This window comes from Loktanella agnita, assembly GCF_046640325.1.
GTDB classification, from domain to species: Bacteria; Pseudomonadota; Alphaproteobacteria; order Rhodobacterales; family Rhodobacteraceae; genus Yoonia; species Yoonia agnita.
The window spans coordinates 64,904-84,381 of the sequence record NZ_JBJMBF010000005.1 but is presented as its reverse complement, the minus strand read 5'-3'; the positions used below and the strand labels follow the sequence as shown (position 1 = coordinate 84,381).

Here is a 19,478-nt window from a genome sequence, read left to right as displayed (position 1 = left end):
AGCAAATGGTTGCATATGACGCTACGGGATGCCGATATAATCTGGCACAAAGCCAGAAAATTCCGATAGCTATCGCCATGGGGATCGACGAAGCCCACAGGTAGGGTCCTCCGGGTGCAGTCCCGATCAACACGGCAAGAAAAAGCATGATCAGGCCAAAGCTACTGGAAATAATCGCGAGTGTTTTGTTGCGTTGGTTATTTCCAATAATTTTGTTCGGCAACACGCAACACACCTTCTTCGGCATTCTCACCTACTGAACATTCGCAAACTTCCTCATATGTATTCTTATGCACGGTACGGAAGTTTGCAAAGCAGGCTTCATATTATGTACAGTCAAATTTCATACTTCGCTCTGATACGCTGCCTACTGTGTACTGAACCTAAGCCAAAAATCGACTCCTCTGTCATTTCTTCGACAATGACACCCCCAAACTGGTGATCTTGACCCCTTACCCACATCCCTCTAGCAAGCGTCCATTCTGACAAGGGGTATAATCATGGCGCGTACACGCAAGGGACGGGATCTTTCGGGGTGGCTGGTGGTGGATAAACCGGCCGGGATGACCTCGACCTCTGTGGTGAACAAGGTACGCTGGGCGTTGGATGCTAAGAAGGCCGGGCATGCGGGCACGCTCGACCCCGAAGCGACAGGCGTGCTGGCCGTGGCATTGGGTGAGGCGACCAAGACGGTGCCCTATATTACCGACGCGCTGAAGGCCTATGTGTTTACCATCCGACTGGGTCAGGCCACCAATACTGATGATGCCGAAGGTGAGGTGATCGCCGAGAGCGACCTGCGCCCGGATGATCAGGCGATCAAAGATGCGCTGGGAGCTTTTGTTGGCGACATCATGCAGGTCCCGCCACAGTTTTCCGCAGTAAAAGTGGATGGTGAGCGCGCCTACAAAAAGGCCCGCGATGGCGAAGAGATGGAATTGGCGGCCCGTCCGCTTTGGGTTGAAGAGCTGTTGCTGGTGGATCGCCCGGACGCGGATCACGTGGTGCTGGAAATGACCTGTGGCAAGGGCGGCTATGTCCGCTCTATCGCGCGCGATCTGGGGCTGGCGTTGGGCTGTTATGCCCATGTGGTGACGCTGCACCGCAGCTGGTCAGGCCCATTTCAGGCCAAAGATGGGATCACCCTTGAGGATATCGAACGGCTGGCGAAGACGCCTGAGCTGGACACATATGTTCAACCGCTTGAAATCGGGCTGACCGACCTGCAAGAGGTCCGCTGTCTGGCTGAAAGTGTCGCGAAACTGCGCAACGGCAACCCGGCGACAGTGATTGCCAGCGATGTGGAATTCGGCGAAGAGGTTTGGGCCTCTTACGAGGGTCGCGCCATTGCTGTGGGCACCTATCGCGGTGGGGAATTTCAGCCAAGCCGCGTTTTTGTTGCATAGGGTGGGTCAAGACCCACCTTACGACGTGGCATCTGTTGCACCATGATTACCCGCACACATATCAAGGATGATGCCCCTTCGACGGCGCTTTATTCGGATTGCGCATGTTATCGCTATGCGCTGACCCGAACGTGGGACCCGGCGGGGAAACGTGTGCTTTTTGTGATGTTGAACCCCTCCAAGGCGACAGAGGTGCAGAACGATCCGACCGTAGAGCGTTGTGAACGCCGCGCCCGGGCACTGGGGTTTGGCGCGTTTCAGGTCACCAATATCTTTGCCTGGCGCGAAACCGATCCGCATATGATGCGCAAAGCCTCTGATCCGGTTGGACCTGACAATGATGCCGTTCTGCGTGACGGGGCCATATGGGCGGATCAGATCATCGCCGCATGGGGCACCCATGGCGCGCATCTGTCACGCGGCCCTGCGACCGAGGTACTGTTGCGCGAAACGGGCAAGCCTCTTTACACATTGGGGCTGAGCAAACATGGTCACCCCAAGCATCCGCTGTATATCGCCTACCGCCAGCAACCTGTTTTGTGGAACCCCGCATGATCACCGGTTTCAAACAATCCTTTGTGCAATGCGGCGATCTGCGCCTGTCGGTTCACCGCGCCGGGCAGGGCACCCCGCTGATCTTGTTGCATGGCTATCCGCAGAACCATCATTGCTGGGAACGCGTTGCCCCGGCTTTTACAGCGCATTTCGATGTCATCATCCCTGATCTGCGTGGCTATGGCGCAAGCGACGCCCCTGCGGATGATGCCGATCACAGCACCTATTCAAAACGCAGCATGGCGGCGGATATTGCCGAGCTGATGGATGCGCTTGATATACCGGCTGCGCATGTGCTTGGGCATGATCGCGGTGGAAGGGTCGCCTATCGCTTTGCCCTCGACCATCCTGATCACTTGATAAAGCTGGGGATCATCGAGATTGTTCCGACCGGGGATTTCTGGGCGAACTGGACTGCCGATCTGGGGTTGAAAGCCTATCACTGGACCTTTCTGGCGCAGCCCGCGCCCCTGCCTGAACGCATGATTGGCGCAGACCCTGTCGGTTATATCGACTGGACGCTTTCTGCCTGGACCTTGGATAAGTCATTGGCGACCTTTTCGGATACCGCGCTCGCTAGCTATCGCACGCAGGCCGCCGATCCGGCACGACTGCACGCAATGTGCGCAGATTACCGGGCCGGTGCAACCTTTGACAGAGCATTGGACGAGGCGGACCGCGCCACGGGTCACAAGATCACCAGCCCGATGCATTTCCTCTGGGCAGAGGGTGGCTTTCCTGCGCAGACGGGTGATCCTGCTGCGCTGTGGCAGCCTTGGGTGAACGCGATGACCCATAGCTCCTGCATTTCCGGTCATTTCGCGATGGAGGAAAATCCGCAGGCGGTGATTGACAGCTTCCTGCCTTTTTTCCGTTAACCATCCTCCCAGATTGCGCGCGAAAATATGCTCTGCCTGTGGTAGTACGCGACATCCGTCGGGCCGGGGTGGCCCTGATATCTGTGGGTTGTGATCATGTTCGAAATCTTTGCAATAGCAGGCGTTGCCATTTCAGCTTTTGTCCTGACCGGGACGGATTTCGGCGATGTGAGCACGGACAGACCTGACACCCCGGACGAGGACCCGGATGACCCAAGTGTCGAAATCAAATCCATGGAAGAGATTATCGCGCCCGACAACAGCGACACGGTGATCTTTTCCGGCGATGCGGATGACGCCGTGCAAACCGGCGCGGGTGACGACCATGTCCACGGTGAAGATGGCGATGATCTTCTTGTCAGCGGCGACGGCGATGACACGGTTCATGGCGGCCGGGGCGATGATCAGATCGACGGCAGTGATGGCGACGACGCGCTTTATGGTCATGTCGGCGACGATGTGATCGCCGGGGGCCGCGGTGACGATACGCTGAACGGCGGTGGCGGCAATGACATCCTGATGGGTGGTGATGGTGACGACGCCCTGCTGGGATCGCTGGATGACGATGTGCTCGTGGGTGGTGACGGGGCCGATACCTTGCATGGCGGATCAGGCAATGATGTTCTTTATGATCGTGGCGATGATGACCGTGACTTCCTGAATGGCGGCGCGGGGGATGACACGCTGATGGGTGACACAGGCGACACGTTGAATGGGGGCACCGGGGCCGACCGGTTCATACTGACTGCGCATGCAGATGCCACAATAGAAGATTTTAACCCCGAAGAAGACGTGATCGAAATCCCCTATGAAGGCACACTGCCAGAGTTGAGCACATCGCTGTCCGATGCCGGGCTGGTTCTGCGCGCTGACGGAGAGATCATGGCGACCTTCACCAATCTGAGCGAACTTGATCTGTCTGCGGTGTCCTTCGTCGCCGCATAAAACCCTTTTCTTTTTGGGAAAATCCCCCTAAACGCAGCCATCCGTAAGGGGAATCCCCCCTGACGGACCCCTCCACGGGCCTTTCTGGACGACATCCCGGATTGCGCCATTCACCCTTTAGACAAGGAGACCCCGATGTCGATTACTACTGAAGAAAAAACACGGATCATGAAAGAATTCGCAACCAAGGACGGCGACACCGGTTCGCCCGAAGTTCAGGTTGCTATTCTGTCCAGCCGCATCGCGACGCTGACAGAGCATTTCAAGACCCACAAGAAAGACAACCACGGTCGTCGTGGCCTGCTAAAAATGGTCGCCCAGCGCCGTAAGCTGCTGGACTATACCCGTGGCAAGGACGAAGCCCGCTATCAGGACCTGATCAAGCGTCTGGGCCTGCGTCGCTAAGCCGACCAGTCTTTTCGGAATTAAGAGCGCCCGCCATTTGGCGGGCGTTTTTGTTTGTGTTACGCTGCGCGGAGCCCAAGCAATTCGCGTGCCTGCGCAGGTGTCGCCACGCTGCGCCCATGTTCCGCTACAATATCTGCCGCCTGTTGAACAAGTGCGGCGTTTGAGGGTGCGAGAGTTGAGGGGTTCATGCGGATATTATCCTCTAGTCCCGTGCGCAAATGGCCGCCCGCTGCTGCGGCCCAAGTGTTCAGCTCAACCTGATGCCGTCCGATGCCGGCGGCGCACCACGGCACATCTGCACCAAACAACCGCTGCACAGTTGCAACATAGAAATCGAAAACCTGCTTGTCAGCAGGCATCGCGTTCTTCACGCCCATGACAAATTGCACATAAGGAGTGCCCAACAGGTCGCCGCGGTCCTGCATCAGTTTCGCCTGAAAGATATGGCTCAGATCGAAGGCTTCGATCTCCGGTTTGACGCCATATGTGCGCATCTCACTTGCCAGCCAAGACACCAGTGCCGGGTCGTTTTCATAGACGCGCGAGGGAAAGTTGTTCGACCCGACCGAAAGTGACGCCATATCCGGGGCAAGTGACAGCATGCCGCCGCGATCCTTGCCCGCGCCGGATCGTCCACCGGTTGACAGCTGCACGATCATGCCAGGGCAGTGTTTTTCGATTCCCTCTTTCAGACGCGCGAAACGGGCCGGGTCAGAGGTCGGCCTACCTTGGTCATCGCGGACGTGACAATGGGCGATTGCCGCCCCTGCCTCGAACGCGGCATGAGTCGATTCAACCTGTTCGTCTATGGTGACGGGAACCGCTGGATTATCCGCCTTAGTCGGAACAGAACCAGTGATAGCGACGCAGATGATGGCTGGGGTTTTCATTATTCTCTCGTAAAGGTATCAGAACGGCAGGCCGATATAGTTTTCCGCTAACGCGCGGCGGGCGGATTCAGAATGCATTAGGTAGTCAAATTCGGCCTTTTGCATCCGTTTTTCAAATCCGCCAAGCTGCGGAAAGTCATGCATCATGGATGTCATGGACCATGAAAACCGCTCTGCCTTCCACACCCGGTCAAGCGCGGTATCCGAATAGCTGTCGATCCCGTCATTTTTGCTGTGGTTGAAAGCCAGATCAAGCGCCTGATGCAGGTAATGCACGTCGCCAATGGCAAGGTTCAGCCCCTTTGCCCCTGTTGGCGGCACGATATGGGCTGCATCCCCGGCAAGGAAAAGGCTGCCGTGGCGCATCGGTTCAGACACAAAGGACCGCAACGGGGCGACCGACATTTCAAGGACCTTGCCTTCGGTAACCAGGCCATTGGCGACGTCTTCGGGGATGCGGCGCTTTAGCTCTTCCCAGAATTGGTCTGGGGTCCAGTTCGCGGCTTTTTCGGTTTCGGGCACCTGAATATAATAGCGGCTGATCTTGTCTGACCGCATGGAACACAGCGCAAAGCCCCGTTCATGCGTCGCATAGATCAGTTCATGCGTCGCAGGGGGCGTTTCGGACAGTATGCCCAGCCAACCAAATGGATAGGTACGCTCAAAAGATCGCTGAGCATCTTGCGGTATCGCCTCTCGCGAGGGTCCGTGAAACCCGTCGCATCCCACAACAAAGCGTGCTTCAACCCGGTGTTCCGCGCCGTTCTGCTTATAAACAACGATGGGCGCGTCTGTTTCAACACCTTCGATGCGAACGACCTCGGCCTCTTCAATAATCCGGGAGCCGCGCTTTTCGGCAGCGTCATAAAGATCGCGGGTGACTTCTGTCTGGCCGTAAACGGTCACAACCTGTCCGGTCAGCGCTTCCAGATCAATACGCAACCGTTCGTTGTGCCAGCTTAGCTCCACCCCTTCATGCGGCTGCCCTTCGGCCATCAGACGGTCTCCGACGCCCGCCTCTTTCAACACGGAAACAGATCCCGCCTCTAACACCCCTGCCCGAATACGGCCAAGAACGTAGTCCTTTGATTTGCGTTCAAGCACGATGCTGTCGATGCCGCTTTGATGCAAAAGCTGGGATAGCAGCAGCCCTGCCGGACCGCCGCCAATGATGGCGATCTGTGTTTTCATGACATGCCTCTTTTATGCTTGGCCGCGAAAGACCTGGCGTGCTTTGGCGCATTTCCTGACGCGGCGCACATATCCGTGACCTTCGCCCAGTCGATATCGGGATAATCTGCCGCTAGTGCCGGGATTGGATCGTCGGATTTCAACGCCGCAGTGACGAGGTGTCGGGCGTCTGACCGGGGCATCTGCCGTGCCAGAAGATAGATAAGCTGTTCTGAAATTACGCCCGGTCCGGCCTCTGCAAGATTGCGGGCCATCGCGTCACGATCCGGCGTCAGATCACGGATTAGCAAGGCGATATTGTCCAGTGCTGCCATCGCAGCACCGCAAACAGAACGCAGCGCCAGCCATTCCAGCCCCCATGCTGCGCCATCACGCTGGGTCGGGTGAATTGCGGCCTCGGACACTGCCGCCTGCAAATGTGTGGCCAGTCGGGCAAGCGATTGTGCCGCCTCGGCCCGCACCGGGTTGACCTTATGCGGCATGGCAGATGATCCACCGCCGGACAATCGGATCTCTGCGGTGCCGGATGCGGCAAGCTGGGCCAGATCCGCACCAATCCGCCCACATTGCGCCGCATGGGCAGCGACCGCTGCGGCGAAACGACTAATACGGGTGCGCCGCGTGTGCCACGGCATATGTTCGGCTTCCAGCCCAAGCTCATCCGCAAGCACGGCGCGCACGATGTTTTCCTCAGTACCCAGCGCTGCGCCCGTACCAGCCGCCCCATAAAGCGAGACGGTTGCGATCCCTTTCGCAGCAATGGCGATGTCAGCGCGGCTTTCGGCCAATCCGGCCCCCCAGATCGCCACCGTCGCGCCAAACGTGGTGGGTGCCGCCGCTTGGGTACGGGTGCGCGCCAAATGCGGTGTTTCTGCTTCTGCCTCTGCCAGAGTGGCGATGTTTTCGATCACCGCGTCTGTAACGGACAACATGTGATCCGCATATCGGCCAAGGCACAGTACAGTAGCCGTATCGATAATATCCTGAGAGGTCGCGCCCCAATGCAACGCCTCGGCCAGTGACGGATCAAGTTTGGCACGCAGCGCTGCCAGTAACGCTGGGATCGGCACCCCGTCCCGCACGGCCCCTTCCGCCAGTACAGCAGGCGCGATCGTTACACCCGCCAGCGCTTTGGCAATCTCTTCACCGCTGCCCTCTGGCGTGATGCCACTGGCATCACAGGCCCGCGCCAAAGCGATCTCGACGGTTACCATCGCGCGGATCAACGCCGCATCATCCAGATGGTCCTGCGCTGCGGCGCTACCATAAAGCCCCTGCCAAAGCGAGCTATCGAGTGGTGAAAGTGTCATCTCAGATATCAAGGAACACGGTTTCACCCAGTCCCTGTAGGCGAATATCAAACTGGTAACGCCCATCGCCTTGGGGCGTAGCGATCAACGTGTCGACACGGTTGCGGTGTTCGATACGACCCAGAACCGGGTCCGCGTCCCGATCCGCATCCTCGAAATAGACGCGCGTCAGAAGTCCGGTATTGATCCCCCGCGCCACAATCCACAGGGCGATATGGGGTGATTGCATGCTGCCATCGGGCATAGCGACCGCGCCCGGCTTAATCGTGCGCAAGGTGTAGGTGCCGCTTTCAGGGTCAATGGCGCAGCGACACAAGCCGGTGACACCCGGATCAGCAGAGGCATCGCCAAGATAGCGGCCAGCAGCATCCGCCTGCCAGCTTTCGATCATCGCATCACGCAACGGCCAGCCGGTGCCATCCAGAACCTTACCGGTGATTTCGATCCGCTTGCCTTTGGCCGCATCGGTGACGGGGCTCACGCCGATTTCAGTCTCAAACGATTGGTGATTGCCGGCATGACTGGGCATGAGTCCGATATGCACATAGGGTCCGGCCGTCTGGGATGCGGTTTCGCGCAGAATTTCGTGCTTCTGTACCATGTCAAAGCCCCTCCGGCCGGTTTTCAAAGAAGCTCTGCCGTTGGCCGCGCAGAACGATATCAAAGCGGTAGGCGAGGTAATCAAGAGGGCGCGATTGCGCCATATCCAGCGGCGCGATAAGTCGGTCGCTCTGGCTGCGATCCTTGATTGTGGCCACGATGGGACAGCGATCAATCAACGGGTCGCCTTCGAAATACATCTGGGTAATCAGCCGTTGGCCAAAACACGGGCCGGACAGAGAAAGGTGGATATGTGCAGGTCGCCAGTCATTCCCCCGGTTCGGCCAAGGATAAGCACCCGGTTTGACCGTCATAAAGGCGTAGTGTCCGACGTCATCCGTCAGACAACGTCCTGCGCCGCCAAAGTTCGGATCAAGCGGGGCAAGATAGCCGTCTTTCTTGTGCCGATAGCGACCGCCAGCGTTTGCTTGCCAAATCTCGACCAGCGCGTGGGGAATGCCCCTGCCCTGTTCGTCCAGCACGCGGCCATGCACCAAGATCCGTTCGCCCACTGCCTCGGCCTTGCCACCGGACCAGTTGCGGATCAGATCATGATCCAGCGGGCCAAAGTTGTTATGACCAAAACGCGGGCCAGACTCTTCGGTCGGGGTGGATTCGAGCGAAATCAGCGCAAGGTTTGGCGACCGTGCGACCGAGGTTTTGTAATCCAGATCATGCGCAACGGGATGCGCGCTGCGATCGCGCGGGATCAACCGGCCTTTTGTCATGTCTCGCTCCCCATTTCGGCATAGGTGGCTTTGGCCAGTTTCAGCGCGTGATTGGCGCGCGGCACACCAGCATAGATCGCAACATGTTGCAGCGCCTCGGCAACATCCTGTGCTGTGGCGCCGGTGCGGGCTGTTGCGCGGATATGCATCGGAATTTCATCGAAATTGCCCAGCGCGGCCAGCAGCGCAATGGTCAGCATGGAACGCTCGCGGGTGCTGAGCCCATCAGACGCCCAAACAGTGCCCCAGGCTGCTTCGGTGATCAGGGATTGAAAGTCAGCGTCGAAATCGCTTTTCTGCGCCTCTGCCCGATCCACATGGGCGTCACCCAAAACCTGTCGTCGCACCTGCATTCCGCGATCATGGCGTTCGTTCATGTGGTGATCTCCTCCTTTCCTGAAATTAGAATGTTTGTTTTTCGATTGAAAATAGATTTATCAGGCTTATTCATAACCAAATGATTATACCACGTGATCTTAAGCTGCGCCATATTGCTGGATTTCTTGCCGTTGCTGAAATGGAATCCGTGACTGCCGCCGCACGTCAGTTGAGTGTTTCACAACCGGCCCTGTCCAAGACAATCGCCGATATCGAACGAAGCTTGGGCAATCCGTTGTTTGACAGGGTCGGTCGCCGGATGCTTTTGACCGCGGCGGGCAAGATGTTTCGCCGCCATGCGCTGACAGCGATCAGCAGCCTGGAAGCAGGCGTTCAGGCCGTCAGCGGGCAAAGTGGACAGGACGCTATTTCAGTTGGCGTATTGCCAACGGTCACAGGCGGGCTGTTTCCCTTTGTTACCTTGGATTTCGTGCAGGATAGACCGGGCGTGTCGATTTCCGTCACCACCGGCCCGCATGGGTATCTGCTGGATCGGCTGCGGGCGGGCGCGATTGATCTGATGGTGGGACGGATGCCCGCACCGGACGAAATGGCGGGTCTGCGGTTCGAGTTTCTTTATGATGATCCCATCGAATTGGTCGCACGGGCGGACCATCCACAGCGAACAGCCAGTGTAGAACACGCGCTGGCCGAAAGCCCTGTCATACTGCCCACGCGCGAGTCGATCATTCGCCGCATCGTGGATGAATTTCTGAATGCGCGCGGTCTGACCCATCTGCATCCGACGCTCGAGACGGTATCGCTGAACCTTGCGCTACCGCTGCTGATGAATTCGGACATGCTGTGGTTCATCTCGCGCGGGGTCGTCGCACGCGAACTGGATGCAGGCAGCTTGATCCGGTTCAATCTGGGGGCCGATTACATGTCAGGCGCGGTTGGCATCACCTTGCAACACACCCGAAACGAAAACAGGCATGCTGATTATCTGATCGAACTTTTGCACCTGTCCGCCGGGACGCTGCACAGCGCCGATTAATATGGGTTTCGCGCGCTGCGGTCACCGCTCAGCGAGTGTTGCCGCCGTTCAACCAGTTCAGTGATCGCATCCGCCAGATGCTGACGTTCGATATTCCGGTCGCCGCGATCCACCCGGATACGATGCGCCGCGATCATCACATCCGCATGGCGGCAGCCTTGGGGTGGTTCAAACCGGTAACTGGCCAATTCCAGCCGTAGCCCCAGCGGATCGCGGAAATAGATCGAATCCATAAAGCCCCGGTCGACGGGGCCGGAATGGGACACGCCCCGCGCATCAAGACGTTCAGCCACCTGCCAGAACGTGGCTTGGCTGACGTTCAGCGCAAGGTGATGCAAGGATCCGACAGATTCTGGCACGGCAGAGGCATCCGGTTTACGATCTTCATTGGTGAAAATGGTGATCAGCCGCCCGTCGCCGGGATCAAAATAGAGATGGCCTTCGTTCGGATCATCCAGATTAGGTTGGTCAAAGATGAAGGGCATGCCAAGCGTGCCCTCCCAAAAGTCGATGGAGCTTTGACGGTCGGCACCAATAATCGTGATGTGGTGCACGCCTTGTGTTTGGATCTTCATCAGTTTGTCCGCCATCATCGTCCCCTTCGTTTTCGCAATGGATCACAGCTCACCCGCATTCCCGCCAGTTGTCGCCGTTATCTTGCCGAAGAGACCACCGCGTGTCAGCTATTTCAGCACGCATATGGGATGGCCCGCGCCGTCCCCACTCAGCCAAGATGCAGGATCAAAGCCGCATCTTGGCAATGTGGGTTCAGGCGGGAAATTTTAGCCAGGGTTAGAGGACACACCAACCTGTGCAGGGCGCAGCAAGCGGTCGTGCAACATAAAACCTGTCGCCGCGACCTGAATGATTTCGCCTGCTTTGGTGCCGGGCAAAGGGGCTTCGAACATGGCCTGATGTTGCTGCGGATCGAACTTATCGCCGACCTCTGGGGTGATCGGATCAATCCCGTGCTTTTTGAACACGTTGATCAGCTCGCGCATCGTCAGTTCGACACCTTCCAACAGAGCATCAGGGACTTTCTCTTCGCCCTCTTTTGCGGCAGCCAAAGCGCGTTGCATGTTGTCATAAACGGGCAGCAGATCGCGGGCGAGCTTGGACCCACCATAGTTTTCTGCTTCGCGGCGGTCGCGATCAGCGCGTTTGCGGGTGTTTTCGGCATCAGCCAAGGCCCGCATGAATTTGTCGCGGAAATCATCACGCTCTGCCCGCAGCGCCTCGATTTCATCAAAACTCGCTTGCGCTGCCTGCGATTCCATCTCGTCGCCTTCGGCAGCGAGTTCATCGAGGCTTTGCAGTGTTTCTTCCTTGTCGGACATCAATGTTTCCCTTCAGGAGCGGTCGGCAATTAGTTTGCCCACCAGCTGTGCAGTATAATTCACGATTGGCACGATGCGCCCATAGTTGAGACGCGTCGGGCCGATGACGCCAACGGCGCCGATGATCTTACGGTCGGCGTTCATATAAGGGGAAACCACCAGAGAGGAACCCGAAAGTGAGAACAATTTGTTCTCTGAGCCAATAAAAATGCGTACGCCGTCGCCCTCTTCTGCCAGATCGAGGAATTTGGCAATATCGCGCTTGCGTTCAAGATCGTCAAAGAGGCTGCGAACGCGTTCAAGGTCTGCTTCGCTTTCGCCTTCTGACAGTAGGTTTCCACGTCCGCGCACAATCAGCCGTTCGGTCGGTTCGCCTTCATTTTCCCACAGCGCAAAGCCGTTTTCGACCAGTTCGGCGGCAAGAGCATCAATTTCCTGCCGACGCGCCGTAATCTCGCGTGCGATGACGGCACCGAGGTCTGACAATGTCTGCCCTTCGGCAATCGCGTTAAGAAAATTCGCTGCTTCGCGCATCGAAGACGGCGTTTGCCCGGCGGGTGGCGTGAAAATCCGGTTTTCCACGTGACCATCTGCAAAGACCAACACAACCAGCGCCCGCTCGCGGGATAGCGAGACAAATTCGATATGCTTGATCGGGGCTTCATGCTTTGGCGTCAGAACAAGACTGGCACCCTGTGTGACACCCGACAGCGCCTCGCCTACCTGATCAAGGACAGAGGCGACATCCTGATCATTGCTGCCAAAAGTGCGGTCGATTTTGTCGCGGTCTTCGCTTTCGAGATCGCCGATTTCCAACAGCCCGTCGACAAACATACGCAGTCCCAGCTGCGTGGGTATGCGCCCGGCGCTGACATGGGGGCTGTCCAGAAGGCCAAGAAATTCCAGATCCTGCATCACGTTGCGTATCGTGGCCGCGCTGACTTTTTCCGAAAAATCACGGGTCAGCGTTCGCGATCCCACAGGCGCACCGCTTGCGAGATAGCCCTCGACAATACGGCGAAAGACCTCGCGCGAGCGGTCATTCATCTCTTGGATATTTGGCGTCTGGTCGATCATCCTGTCCTCTGACAAAGGCGCGGCAATTAAAACGAAGTTGTTTCTGCCGTCAATCGGGGTTGGATTTCAGAAAGGGGCGGCGTATCCCGGCAAGACAGGAAACAGGAGTAGTCCCATGCGCCCATCCGGCCGTCAAACCAATGAAATGCGGAAAGTGTCGATTGAAACGGGCGTGACGATGCATGCCGAAGGGTCGTGCCTGATCAAATGTGGTAACACACATGTGTTGTGTACCGCGACTATTGATGAACGTGTACCACCTTTCTTGAAGAATTCCGGGCTGGGCTGGGTGACCGCAGAATACGGGATGCTGCCGCGCGCCACAAATACACGCATGCGGCGGGAGGCCAAAAATGGCCAATCCGGACGGACACAGGAAATCCAACGGCTGATCGGACGGTCCCTGCGTGCGGGTGTGGACCGGGTTGCCTTGGGAGAACGCCAGATTGTTGTGGATTGCGATGTGATTCAGGCAGATGGCGGTACGCGCTGCGCGTCCATCACCGGCGGTTGGGTTGCGCTGAAACTGGCGGTGCAAAAGCTGATGAAGGCGGGCGACGTGATTTCAGACCCGCTGGTCGATCCTGTCGCCGCGATTTCCTGCGGGATCTATGCGGGGCAAGAGGTGCTTGATCTAGACTATCCCGAAGACAGCGAAGCCGGCGTTGACGGGAATTTCGTCATGACCGGCGGAAAGTTGATCGAGGTGCAGATGTCTGCCGAAGGTGCCACCTATAGCCGTGCGCAAATGGACGGCCTGCTGGATCTGGCTGAAAAAGGTGTGGCCGAACTGACCCAACTGCAATTGGGAGCTGTCAGCTAATGCGCAAGTTCACGGGTGATCAGCTGGTTGTGGCGACCCATAACAGCGGCAAGCTGGAAGAAATCTCCGATTTACTGTCGCCCTATGGGATCACGCTCAGTTCAAATGCCGACCACGGCCTGCCTGAACCGGAAGAGACTGAGAGCACATTCGTTGGCAACGCCCGGATCAAGGCACATGCCGCTGTTAAAGCCACCGGGCTGCCTGCGCTGGCGGATGATAGCGGAATCGAAATCGCCGGATTGGGTGGTGCGCCAGGTGTTCATACTGCCGATTGGGCCGAAACGTCCAATGGGCGTGATTTCAAAATGGCGATGACACGCAGTTGGAATGAGCTAGAGGCGGTCTCGGCCCCCTACCCGCGCAACGCCCAGTTTTGCTGCACGCTGGTCTTGGCCTGGCCCGATGGGCATGATGAGGTGTTCCCCGGCGTGATGCTCGGCCAAATCGTCTGGCCCATGCGGGGCGATCAGGGCCATGGCTATGATCCGATCTTTCAACCCGACGGCTATGACATCACCTTTGGCGAGATGGATCGCTGGGAAAAGAACAAGATCAGCCATCGTGCAGATGCATTCCGCAAGCTGAAGGCCTGCTTTGCCTGAGGATTGGGAACATGGCGGCTTTGGGCTTTATATTCATTGGCCCTTCTGCCAGGCAAAATGCCCCTACTGCGATTTCAACAGCCATGTTGTTGCCCAGATTGACCAAAAAGCTTGGTGCAACGCCTATCTGAGTGAAATTGATCGTGTTGGGATGCTGACACAAGGCCGCGTGTTACGATCCGTTTTTTTTGGTGGCGGCACACCCAGCCTGATGGACCCGGATATCGTCGATGCGATCCTGACAAAGGTGCGGGCGACCTGGCCTATGGCGAACAACATCGAAATCACGCTGGAAGCCAACCCCACATCGGTGGAGGCAGGGCGCTTTAACGGCTATAGGGCCGCAGGTGTAAACCGTGTTTCCATGGGTATTCAGGCCCTGAATGATACTGATCTGAAAGCATTGGGACGGCTGCACAACGTCACCGAAGCACGGGCCGCGTTCGACATTGCGCGCGGTGCCTTTGAGCGGGTCAGCTTTGATCTTATTTATGCGCGGCAAGGACAGCAGTTAGCAGACTGGAAGGCTGAACTGGAACAGGCGTTGAGCATGGCGATTGATCACTTGTCGCTTTACCAGCTGACGATTGAATCGGGCACAGCCTTTGGCGACCGCTACGCAGCAGGCAAGCTGCGCGGTCTGCCGGATGAAGATGTGGCAGCAGATATGTATGAGCTGACACAAGACCTATGCGGTGCCGCCGGTTTCAACGGCTATGAAGTATCCAACCACGCCCGGCCCGAATGCGAAAGCATCCATAACAAGATCTACTGGCGCTACGGCGATTACGCTGGCATCGGTCCAGGCGCACATGGGCGGCTGACAACGCAAGGGCAGCGCCACGCGACCGAGGCTGTCATGTCACCGGGGGCTTGGCTAAAGCAAGTGACGACACGCGGTCATGGCGATCTGTCGCATGAGATGTTGAGCGTCGAAGATCACGCAACGGAGCTGTTGCTGATGGGGATGCGCCTTGATGAAGGTGTATTGCTTGATCGGCTTGCGCTTTCAAAGCGTGATGATTTATTTTTGAAAATCAATAACTTGTGCGATGGTGGCTTTGCTTTCCTAGACGGTGGGGCACTGCGGCTGACCCCTACTGGAAAACCGCTATTGAATGCCGTCTTGCGAACGCTGTTGGCCGATTAGCCCCCTGATAGGGCGCGCATGAGATCATCCAACTGATCAAGAGATTTGTAACTAATCGAAAGCCTGCCACCTTCGTCACCGGGTTTATGATCAATCGTCACCTTCATATGCAGGCTCGCCGTCAGTTCATTTTCGATCTGCACGGTATCTGCATCTTTGGGAACAGGCGCGCCGGATACCGCACGTTTCTTGATCGCAGGGCCCTTTTTCGCGAGCTTTTCGACATCACGCACAGACAGCTTTCGCTGAATTACTTCACGCGCCAGTTCAACCGCCCGATCATGCCCGATCAGCGCCCTTGCATGCCCGGCCGAGAGCATGCCTCGGATCACATATTGCTGCACTTCATTCGGCAACGCTAAAAGGCGCATCAGATTGGCAATATGGCTGCGACTTTTACTAAGCGCAGACGCCAGTTGCTCTTGTGTGTGACCGAATTTGTCCATCAACTGGCGATAACCGGCTGCTTCGTCGATTGGATTAAGGTCAGAGCGCTGAATATTCTCAATAATCGCGACTTCAAGGACCTCTGTATCGTCATAATCGCGCAGCAGCACCGGAATTTCATGCTGTTTTGCCATCTGCGCGGCACGCCAGCGACGTTCACCAGCCACAATCTCATAGCCATCGGCATTACCGGGCGCAGCACGGACGATCAAAGGCTGAATAATACCCTTTTCTGCGATGGAACGGGCTAGTTCTTGCAGGGCGTCTTCGTCGAAACTTCTGCGTGGCTGGTCCGGGTTCGGGCGTACCTGTTCGACCGGCACCATCATGTCAGGGCGACGCGGCGTCTGCGCCTCCATCTCGTCTTGACCGACATCTGCCATCAGCGCCGAAAGACCGCGCCCCAGCCCACGGGATTTTTTGCTGCCACTTGTACTACGTGCCATGCTGTATTGCCTTCGATTTCTTTGAACGATTGATCACTTCATTTGCCAGTGAGCGATACGCTTTACTTCCTTTTGAAGCGGAATCATAGGCGAGAACGGGAATTGAAAACGATGGCGATTCGCTGACGCGTACATTTCGGGGAATCACGGTCTTGAACACCATGTCGCCCATGTTTTCGCGCGCGTCTTCTTCAACCTGAAGCGATAAATTATTACGCGAATCATACATCGTCAGCGCGATACCTTCGATCTTCAGGTCCGGGTTTGCAGACTGACGGACGTCTCGGACGGTAAGAATGAGCTGCGACAAGCCTTCCAATGCAAAGAATTCACTTTGCAGTGGGACAATCACGGAATCTGCGGCAACCATCGCATTCACTGTCAATATATTGAGCGATGGTGGGCAATCAATCAATATATAGTCGAAACCCAATTTTAAAACACTCTGATCGCGCAGAACATTGCGGAGGAGAAAGCTGCGTTTTTGGTTATCGATCAGCTCAATATCAGCCGATGCAAGGTCTGTTGTGGCCGGAATGACGAAAAGGTGCTTAACCGATGTCGGCAGAATCGCATTTTCCAGCGATGTGTCCCCGACCAATAGGTCATAGGTGGTAATCTTGCGGCTATCGCGCTCTACCCCCAGACCCGTCGACGCATTCCCCTGCGGGTCAAGGTCGACAAGCAAGACCAACTTACCCTTTTCAGCCAAAGCTGCGCCAAGATTAATGGCTGTGGTTGTCTTTCCCACCCCACCCTTTTGATTGGCGAGCGCGATAATTTTTGGAGCAGAAGTTGCAGTTTTACCCGGCACAGCTTATCCCTTCCATGACGAGAATCCGACTTTCAGGATCAGTCAAACTCTCATGTTCTTCAAGCGTAAATGACCAGGACTTACGCGCATCGGCGATCTCTTGTTCATATCGTCTGCCCTTATGCAACACTGTACGGGCATCCGGTGCCATGTGACGCTGCAATAAGGGAACAAGCGCAGATAAAGCGGTTAGCGCACGGGCTGATACTATATCTGCGCTCTGTGGCGGTGTATTTTCGATCCGATCACATATAATTTTCGCATTAATTGAGAGTTCTCGTACCGCAGTGCGCAAAAAAGTTGCTTTCCGTTGGTCACTTTCGATCAATGTTATAGCGCTTTCGGGTGCGAATTCTTGTGCAATTATCGCAATGACAATACCAGGAAATCCGCCGCCACTGCCAATATCGACCCAGTGTTTGTAGTCCATTCCAGCCAGTGCGTGAATTTGTGCTGAATCAACGACATGTCGTTTCCAGATGTCTTCAACGGTGTTGGGCGAAATGAGATTGATTTTTGATGTCCACTTGCGCACCAAATCTGTGAAATCAGTTAGTTTCTCATATGTTTCACGTGAAACATTTTGATTTGCAACGCGATATTCCATCATCACGTCCCGGTCGGATCCAGGTTCTGCCGCTTTATTGTCGCCGCTATCAGCATCAACGCTGCGGGCGTCATCCCCTCGATACGCCCAGCATGGGCAATTGTCCGGGGTTTAACGCTAATAAGCTTCGCAACAAGCTCGTTAGAAAGACCACTGATACCAGAATACGCGATGTTGTCAGGAATAATCTGTTGTTCGTCACGTTCAAGTGCTGCAATGTCACGTCCTTGTCGCGCAATGTAATGCGCATACAGTGCATCTTTCTTCACCTGATCCAAAATGTCTGGCGCATGATTAATCTTTTGTTCGGTCAACTGCTGTAGGTGCGACACTTCAAAATCAGCAAGTGATAGTGCCTCAAGCGCAGAACGCTTTGGGCCGTCCGCGTTTAACTTTATACCAAGGTCTGCAATCGCCCTGGATGATAGTACTATATCGCTAAGATCTTGTTTTGCTTTGGAAATATTATCAGACTTCTCTGAAAATTTGCGCCATCGTAAGTTACCAACGCACCCAATTTCACGACCCAACGCCGTCAAACGCTGGTCCGCATTGTCCGCACGCAATGACAATCTGAATTCCGCCCGCGAGGTGAACATGCGGTAAGGTTCGGAAACGCCACGCGTAATTAGGTCATCAATCATCACGCCAATATATGATTCGCGACGACTAAAATAGATCGGCTCTTGCGCTCGAGACTGCGCAGCTGCATTCAAGCCAGCGACAAGACCTTGGGCGGCGGCCTCTTCATACCCTGTGGTGCCGTTGATTTGACCCGCTAAAAACAGGCCAGGTACGCTCTTCAATTCAAGCGTTGGCTGCAAGGCCCGAGGATCCACATAGTCATATTCTATCGCATAGCCCGGTTGCAAAATACGCGCATTTTCAAGGCCATAGATCGAATTGACATAGTCATGCTGCACATCCTCTGGCAGCGATGTTGATATGCCGTTGGGGTAAACTGTTTGATCATTCAGCCCCTCAGGTTCCAAAAATATTTGATGAGACGGCTTCTCTGAAAACCGTACAACCTTATCTTCGATCGACGGACAATAGCGCGGCCCAATACCATCAATATGGCCACCATACATTGCCGAGCGTTCAAGGTTTTCCCTGATGATATCATGGGTTTTTTCGTTTGTGTGGGTGATCCCGCAATCAATCTGCTGGACAAATGGACCGGAGGAGAGGAACGAAAACAACGTGGGATCATCATCGCTCGGCTGCCGCTCCAACACATCCCAGCGAATTGTACGCCCGTCCAAACGCGGTGGCGTGCCTGTCTTCAACCTACCCAGTGGCAAATCAAAGCTATCAAGCCGCTCCGCCATCCGCACCGACGGCTTATCACCCATACGACCACCAGGCCGCGATACATCACCAATATGGATAACGCCGCGCAGAAACGTGCCCGTCGTCAGAATCACAGATGCGGCGCCGATGCGTGACTGATCCGCCATTTCAACGCCAACCACCCGACCGTGATCCATGATAAAATCAACGGCCTCACCCTCAATGATCTCAAGGTTTTCAATGGTTTCCAGTTCATGCTGTACAGCCGCTTTATAGATCGCACGATCTGCTTGCGCGCGCGGTCCCTGTACCGCCGGACCTTTCTTGCGGTTCAGCAACCGAAACTGAATACCCGCACGATCTGCCACACGGCCCATCACACCATCAAGCGCATCAATCTCACGTACAAGATGCCCTTTGCCAAGCCCACCAATCGCCGGATTACATGACATCACACCAATAGACGCACGGGTTAGCGTGATCAGAGCAGTCCGCACACCAATTCGTGCAGCCGCATGCGCAGCTTCTGCACCGGCATGACCGCCACCAATTACAACTATGTCGAAGTCATGATGTTTCACGTGAAACACTCC

At 56.0% G+C, this 19,478-nt stretch carries 22 protein-coding genes; 9 read left to right on the top strand and 13 right to left on the bottom strand.

The window, feature by feature from the left end:
• The first annotated feature begins 500 nt into the window (after positions 1-500).
• From truB to rpsO, 5 genes are all read left to right on the top strand, one after another.
• On the top strand, positions 501-1,406 hold the full coding sequence (truB, locus tag ACJ5NV_RS06990; RefSeq protein ID WP_411642922.1) for a tRNA pseudouridine(55) synthase TruB: 906 nt from the start codon (positions 501-503) through the stop codon (positions 1,404-1,406).
• A gap of 42 nt (positions 1,407-1,448) precedes the next feature.
• Positions 1,449-1,961: a DUF1643 domain-containing protein gene (locus tag ACJ5NV_RS06985; RefSeq protein WP_411642921.1), complete on the top strand. Its 513-nt coding sequence runs from the start codon at positions 1,449-1,451 to the stop codon at positions 1,959-1,961.
• Complete coding sequence (locus tag ACJ5NV_RS06980; protein WP_411642920.1) at positions 1,958-2,839, top strand: alpha/beta fold hydrolase; 882 nt, start codon at positions 1,958-1,960, stop codon at positions 2,837-2,839. The genes ACJ5NV_RS06985 and ACJ5NV_RS06980 overlap by 4 nt, the downstream gene beginning before the upstream one ends.
• Before the next feature lie 96 nt (positions 2,840-2,935).
• The gene (locus ACJ5NV_RS06975; RefSeq protein ID WP_411642919.1) at positions 2,936-3,784 is read left to right on the top strand and encodes a calcium-binding protein; all 849 of its coding nucleotides are present in this window, start codon (positions 2,936-2,938) and stop codon (positions 3,782-3,784) included.
• A 135-nt stretch (positions 3,785-3,919) separates the two neighbouring features.
• Complete coding sequence (gene rpsO, locus ACJ5NV_RS06970; protein ID WP_411642918.1) at positions 3,920-4,189, top strand: 30S ribosomal protein S15; 270 nt, start codon at positions 3,920-3,922, stop codon at positions 4,187-4,189.
• A gap of 59 nt (positions 4,190-4,248) precedes the next feature.
• Here the strand turns inward: rpsO and ACJ5NV_RS06965 are convergent, their stop codons facing one another.
• Genes ACJ5NV_RS06965 through pcaC form a run of 6 tightly spaced genes read right to left on the bottom strand, consistent with a single transcriptional unit; the run spans position 4,249 to position 9,288 of the window.
• Positions 4,249-5,082, bottom strand: a complete 834-nt coding sequence (locus ACJ5NV_RS06965) for a beta-keto acid cleavage family enzyme (RefSeq protein ID WP_411642917.1) — start codon at positions 5,080-5,082, stop codon at positions 4,249-4,251.
• An 18-nt stretch (positions 5,083-5,100) separates the two neighbouring features.
• Positions 5,101-6,273, bottom strand: coding sequence for a 4-hydroxybenzoate 3-monooxygenase (gene pobA, locus ACJ5NV_RS06960; protein ID WP_411642916.1), 1,173 nt, complete (start codon positions 6,271-6,273; stop codon positions 5,101-5,103).
• The gene (locus ACJ5NV_RS06955) at positions 6,270-7,583 is read right to left on the bottom strand and encodes a lyase family protein (protein WP_411642915.1); all 1,314 of its coding nucleotides are present in this window, start codon (positions 7,581-7,583) and stop codon (positions 6,270-6,272) included. The genes pobA and ACJ5NV_RS06955 overlap by 4 nt, the downstream gene beginning before the upstream one ends.
• A 1-nt stretch (position 7,584) precedes the next feature.
• Positions 7,585-8,184 carry a protocatechuate 3,4-dioxygenase subunit alpha gene (gene pcaG, locus ACJ5NV_RS06950; RefSeq protein ID WP_411642914.1) on the bottom strand — a complete coding sequence of 200 codons (600 nt, stop codon included), beginning with the start codon at positions 8,182-8,184 and terminating at the stop codon, positions 7,585-7,587.
• A gap of 1 nt (position 8,185) precedes the next feature.
• Positions 8,186-8,911 (bottom strand): protocatechuate 3,4-dioxygenase subunit beta, encoded by a 726-nt coding sequence (gene pcaH, locus ACJ5NV_RS06945; protein ID WP_411642913.1) that lies wholly within the window; start codon positions 8,909-8,911, stop codon positions 8,186-8,188.
• Positions 8,908-9,288, bottom strand: coding sequence for a 4-carboxymuconolactone decarboxylase (pcaC, locus tag ACJ5NV_RS06940; protein WP_411642912.1), 381 nt, complete (start codon positions 9,286-9,288; stop codon positions 8,908-8,910). The genes pcaH and pcaC overlap by 4 nt, the downstream gene beginning before the upstream one ends.
• 80 nt (positions 9,289-9,368) lie before the next feature.
• Here pcaC and ACJ5NV_RS06935 point away from each other — a divergent pair, with 80 nt between their 5' ends.
• On the top strand, positions 9,369-10,286 hold the full coding sequence (locus tag ACJ5NV_RS06935; protein ID WP_411642911.1) for a LysR substrate-binding domain-containing protein: 918 nt from the start codon (positions 9,369-9,371) through the stop codon (positions 10,284-10,286).
• Here ACJ5NV_RS06935 and ACJ5NV_RS06930 read toward each other — a convergent pair.
• From ACJ5NV_RS06930 to hrcA, 3 genes are all read right to left on the bottom strand, one after another.
• A complete protein-coding gene (locus ACJ5NV_RS06930) occupies positions 10,283-10,864 on the bottom strand; it encodes a VOC family protein (protein WP_411643127.1) in 582 nt (193 codons plus the stop codon). The two genes, ACJ5NV_RS06935 and ACJ5NV_RS06930, sit on opposite strands and share 4 nt — an antisense overlap.
• Before the next feature lie 204 nt (positions 10,865-11,068).
• Complete coding sequence (locus ACJ5NV_RS06925; RefSeq protein WP_411642910.1) at positions 11,069-11,623, bottom strand: nucleotide exchange factor GrpE; 555 nt, start codon at positions 11,621-11,623, stop codon at positions 11,069-11,071.
• A gap of 12 nt (positions 11,624-11,635) precedes the next feature.
• Positions 11,636-12,700, bottom strand: a complete 1,065-nt coding sequence (gene hrcA, locus ACJ5NV_RS06920) for a heat-inducible transcriptional repressor HrcA (protein ID WP_411642908.1) — start codon at positions 12,698-12,700, stop codon at positions 11,636-11,638.
• 115 nt (positions 12,701-12,815) lie between these two features.
• On the opposite strand from hrcA, the gene rph reads away from it, so the two are divergent.
• From rph to hemW, 3 genes are read left to right on the top strand one after another with little or no spacing between them, the layout of a single operon-like run.
• Positions 12,816-13,523 carry a ribonuclease PH gene (gene rph / locus ACJ5NV_RS06915; protein ID WP_411642907.1) on the top strand — a complete coding sequence of 236 codons (708 nt, stop codon included), beginning with the start codon at positions 12,816-12,818 and terminating at the stop codon, positions 13,521-13,523.
• Positions 13,523-14,128, top strand: coding sequence for an RdgB/HAM1 family non-canonical purine NTP pyrophosphatase (gene rdgB / locus ACJ5NV_RS06910; RefSeq protein ID WP_411642906.1), 606 nt, complete (start codon positions 13,523-13,525; stop codon positions 14,126-14,128). The genes rph and rdgB overlap by 1 nt, the downstream gene beginning before the upstream one ends.
• Entirely contained in the window at positions 14,121-15,278 is a 1,158-nt protein-coding gene (gene hemW / locus ACJ5NV_RS06905; protein WP_411642905.1) for a radical SAM family heme chaperone HemW, read from the top strand. Before rdgB ends, hemW begins: the two co-directional genes overlap by 8 nt.
• Here the strand turns inward: hemW and ACJ5NV_RS06900 are convergent.
• Genes ACJ5NV_RS06900 through mnmG form a run of 4 tightly spaced genes read right to left on the bottom strand, consistent with a single transcriptional unit; the run spans position 15,275 to position 19,475 of the window.
• Entirely contained in the window at positions 15,275-16,171 is an 897-nt protein-coding gene (locus tag ACJ5NV_RS06900) for a ParB/RepB/Spo0J family partition protein (protein WP_411642904.1), read from the bottom strand. The two genes, hemW and ACJ5NV_RS06900, sit on opposite strands and share 4 nt — an antisense overlap.
• Positions 16,161-16,985, bottom strand: coding sequence for a ParA family protein (locus ACJ5NV_RS06895; RefSeq protein ID WP_411642902.1), 825 nt, complete (start codon positions 16,983-16,985; stop codon positions 16,161-16,163). Before ACJ5NV_RS06895 ends, ACJ5NV_RS06900 begins: the two co-directional genes overlap by 11 nt.
• Entirely contained in the window at positions 16,975-17,595 is a 621-nt protein-coding gene (gene rsmG, locus ACJ5NV_RS06890) for a 16S rRNA (guanine(527)-N(7))-methyltransferase RsmG (protein WP_411642901.1), read from the bottom strand. The genes ACJ5NV_RS06895 and rsmG overlap by 11 nt, the downstream gene beginning before the upstream one ends.
• The gene (gene mnmG / locus ACJ5NV_RS06885; protein ID WP_411642900.1) at positions 17,595-19,475 is read right to left on the bottom strand and encodes a tRNA uridine-5-carboxymethylaminomethyl(34) synthesis enzyme MnmG; all 1,881 of its coding nucleotides are present in this window, start codon (positions 19,473-19,475) and stop codon (positions 17,595-17,597) included. The genes rsmG and mnmG overlap by 1 nt, the downstream gene beginning before the upstream one ends.
• Between the last annotated feature and the right edge of the window lie 3 nt (positions 19,476-19,478).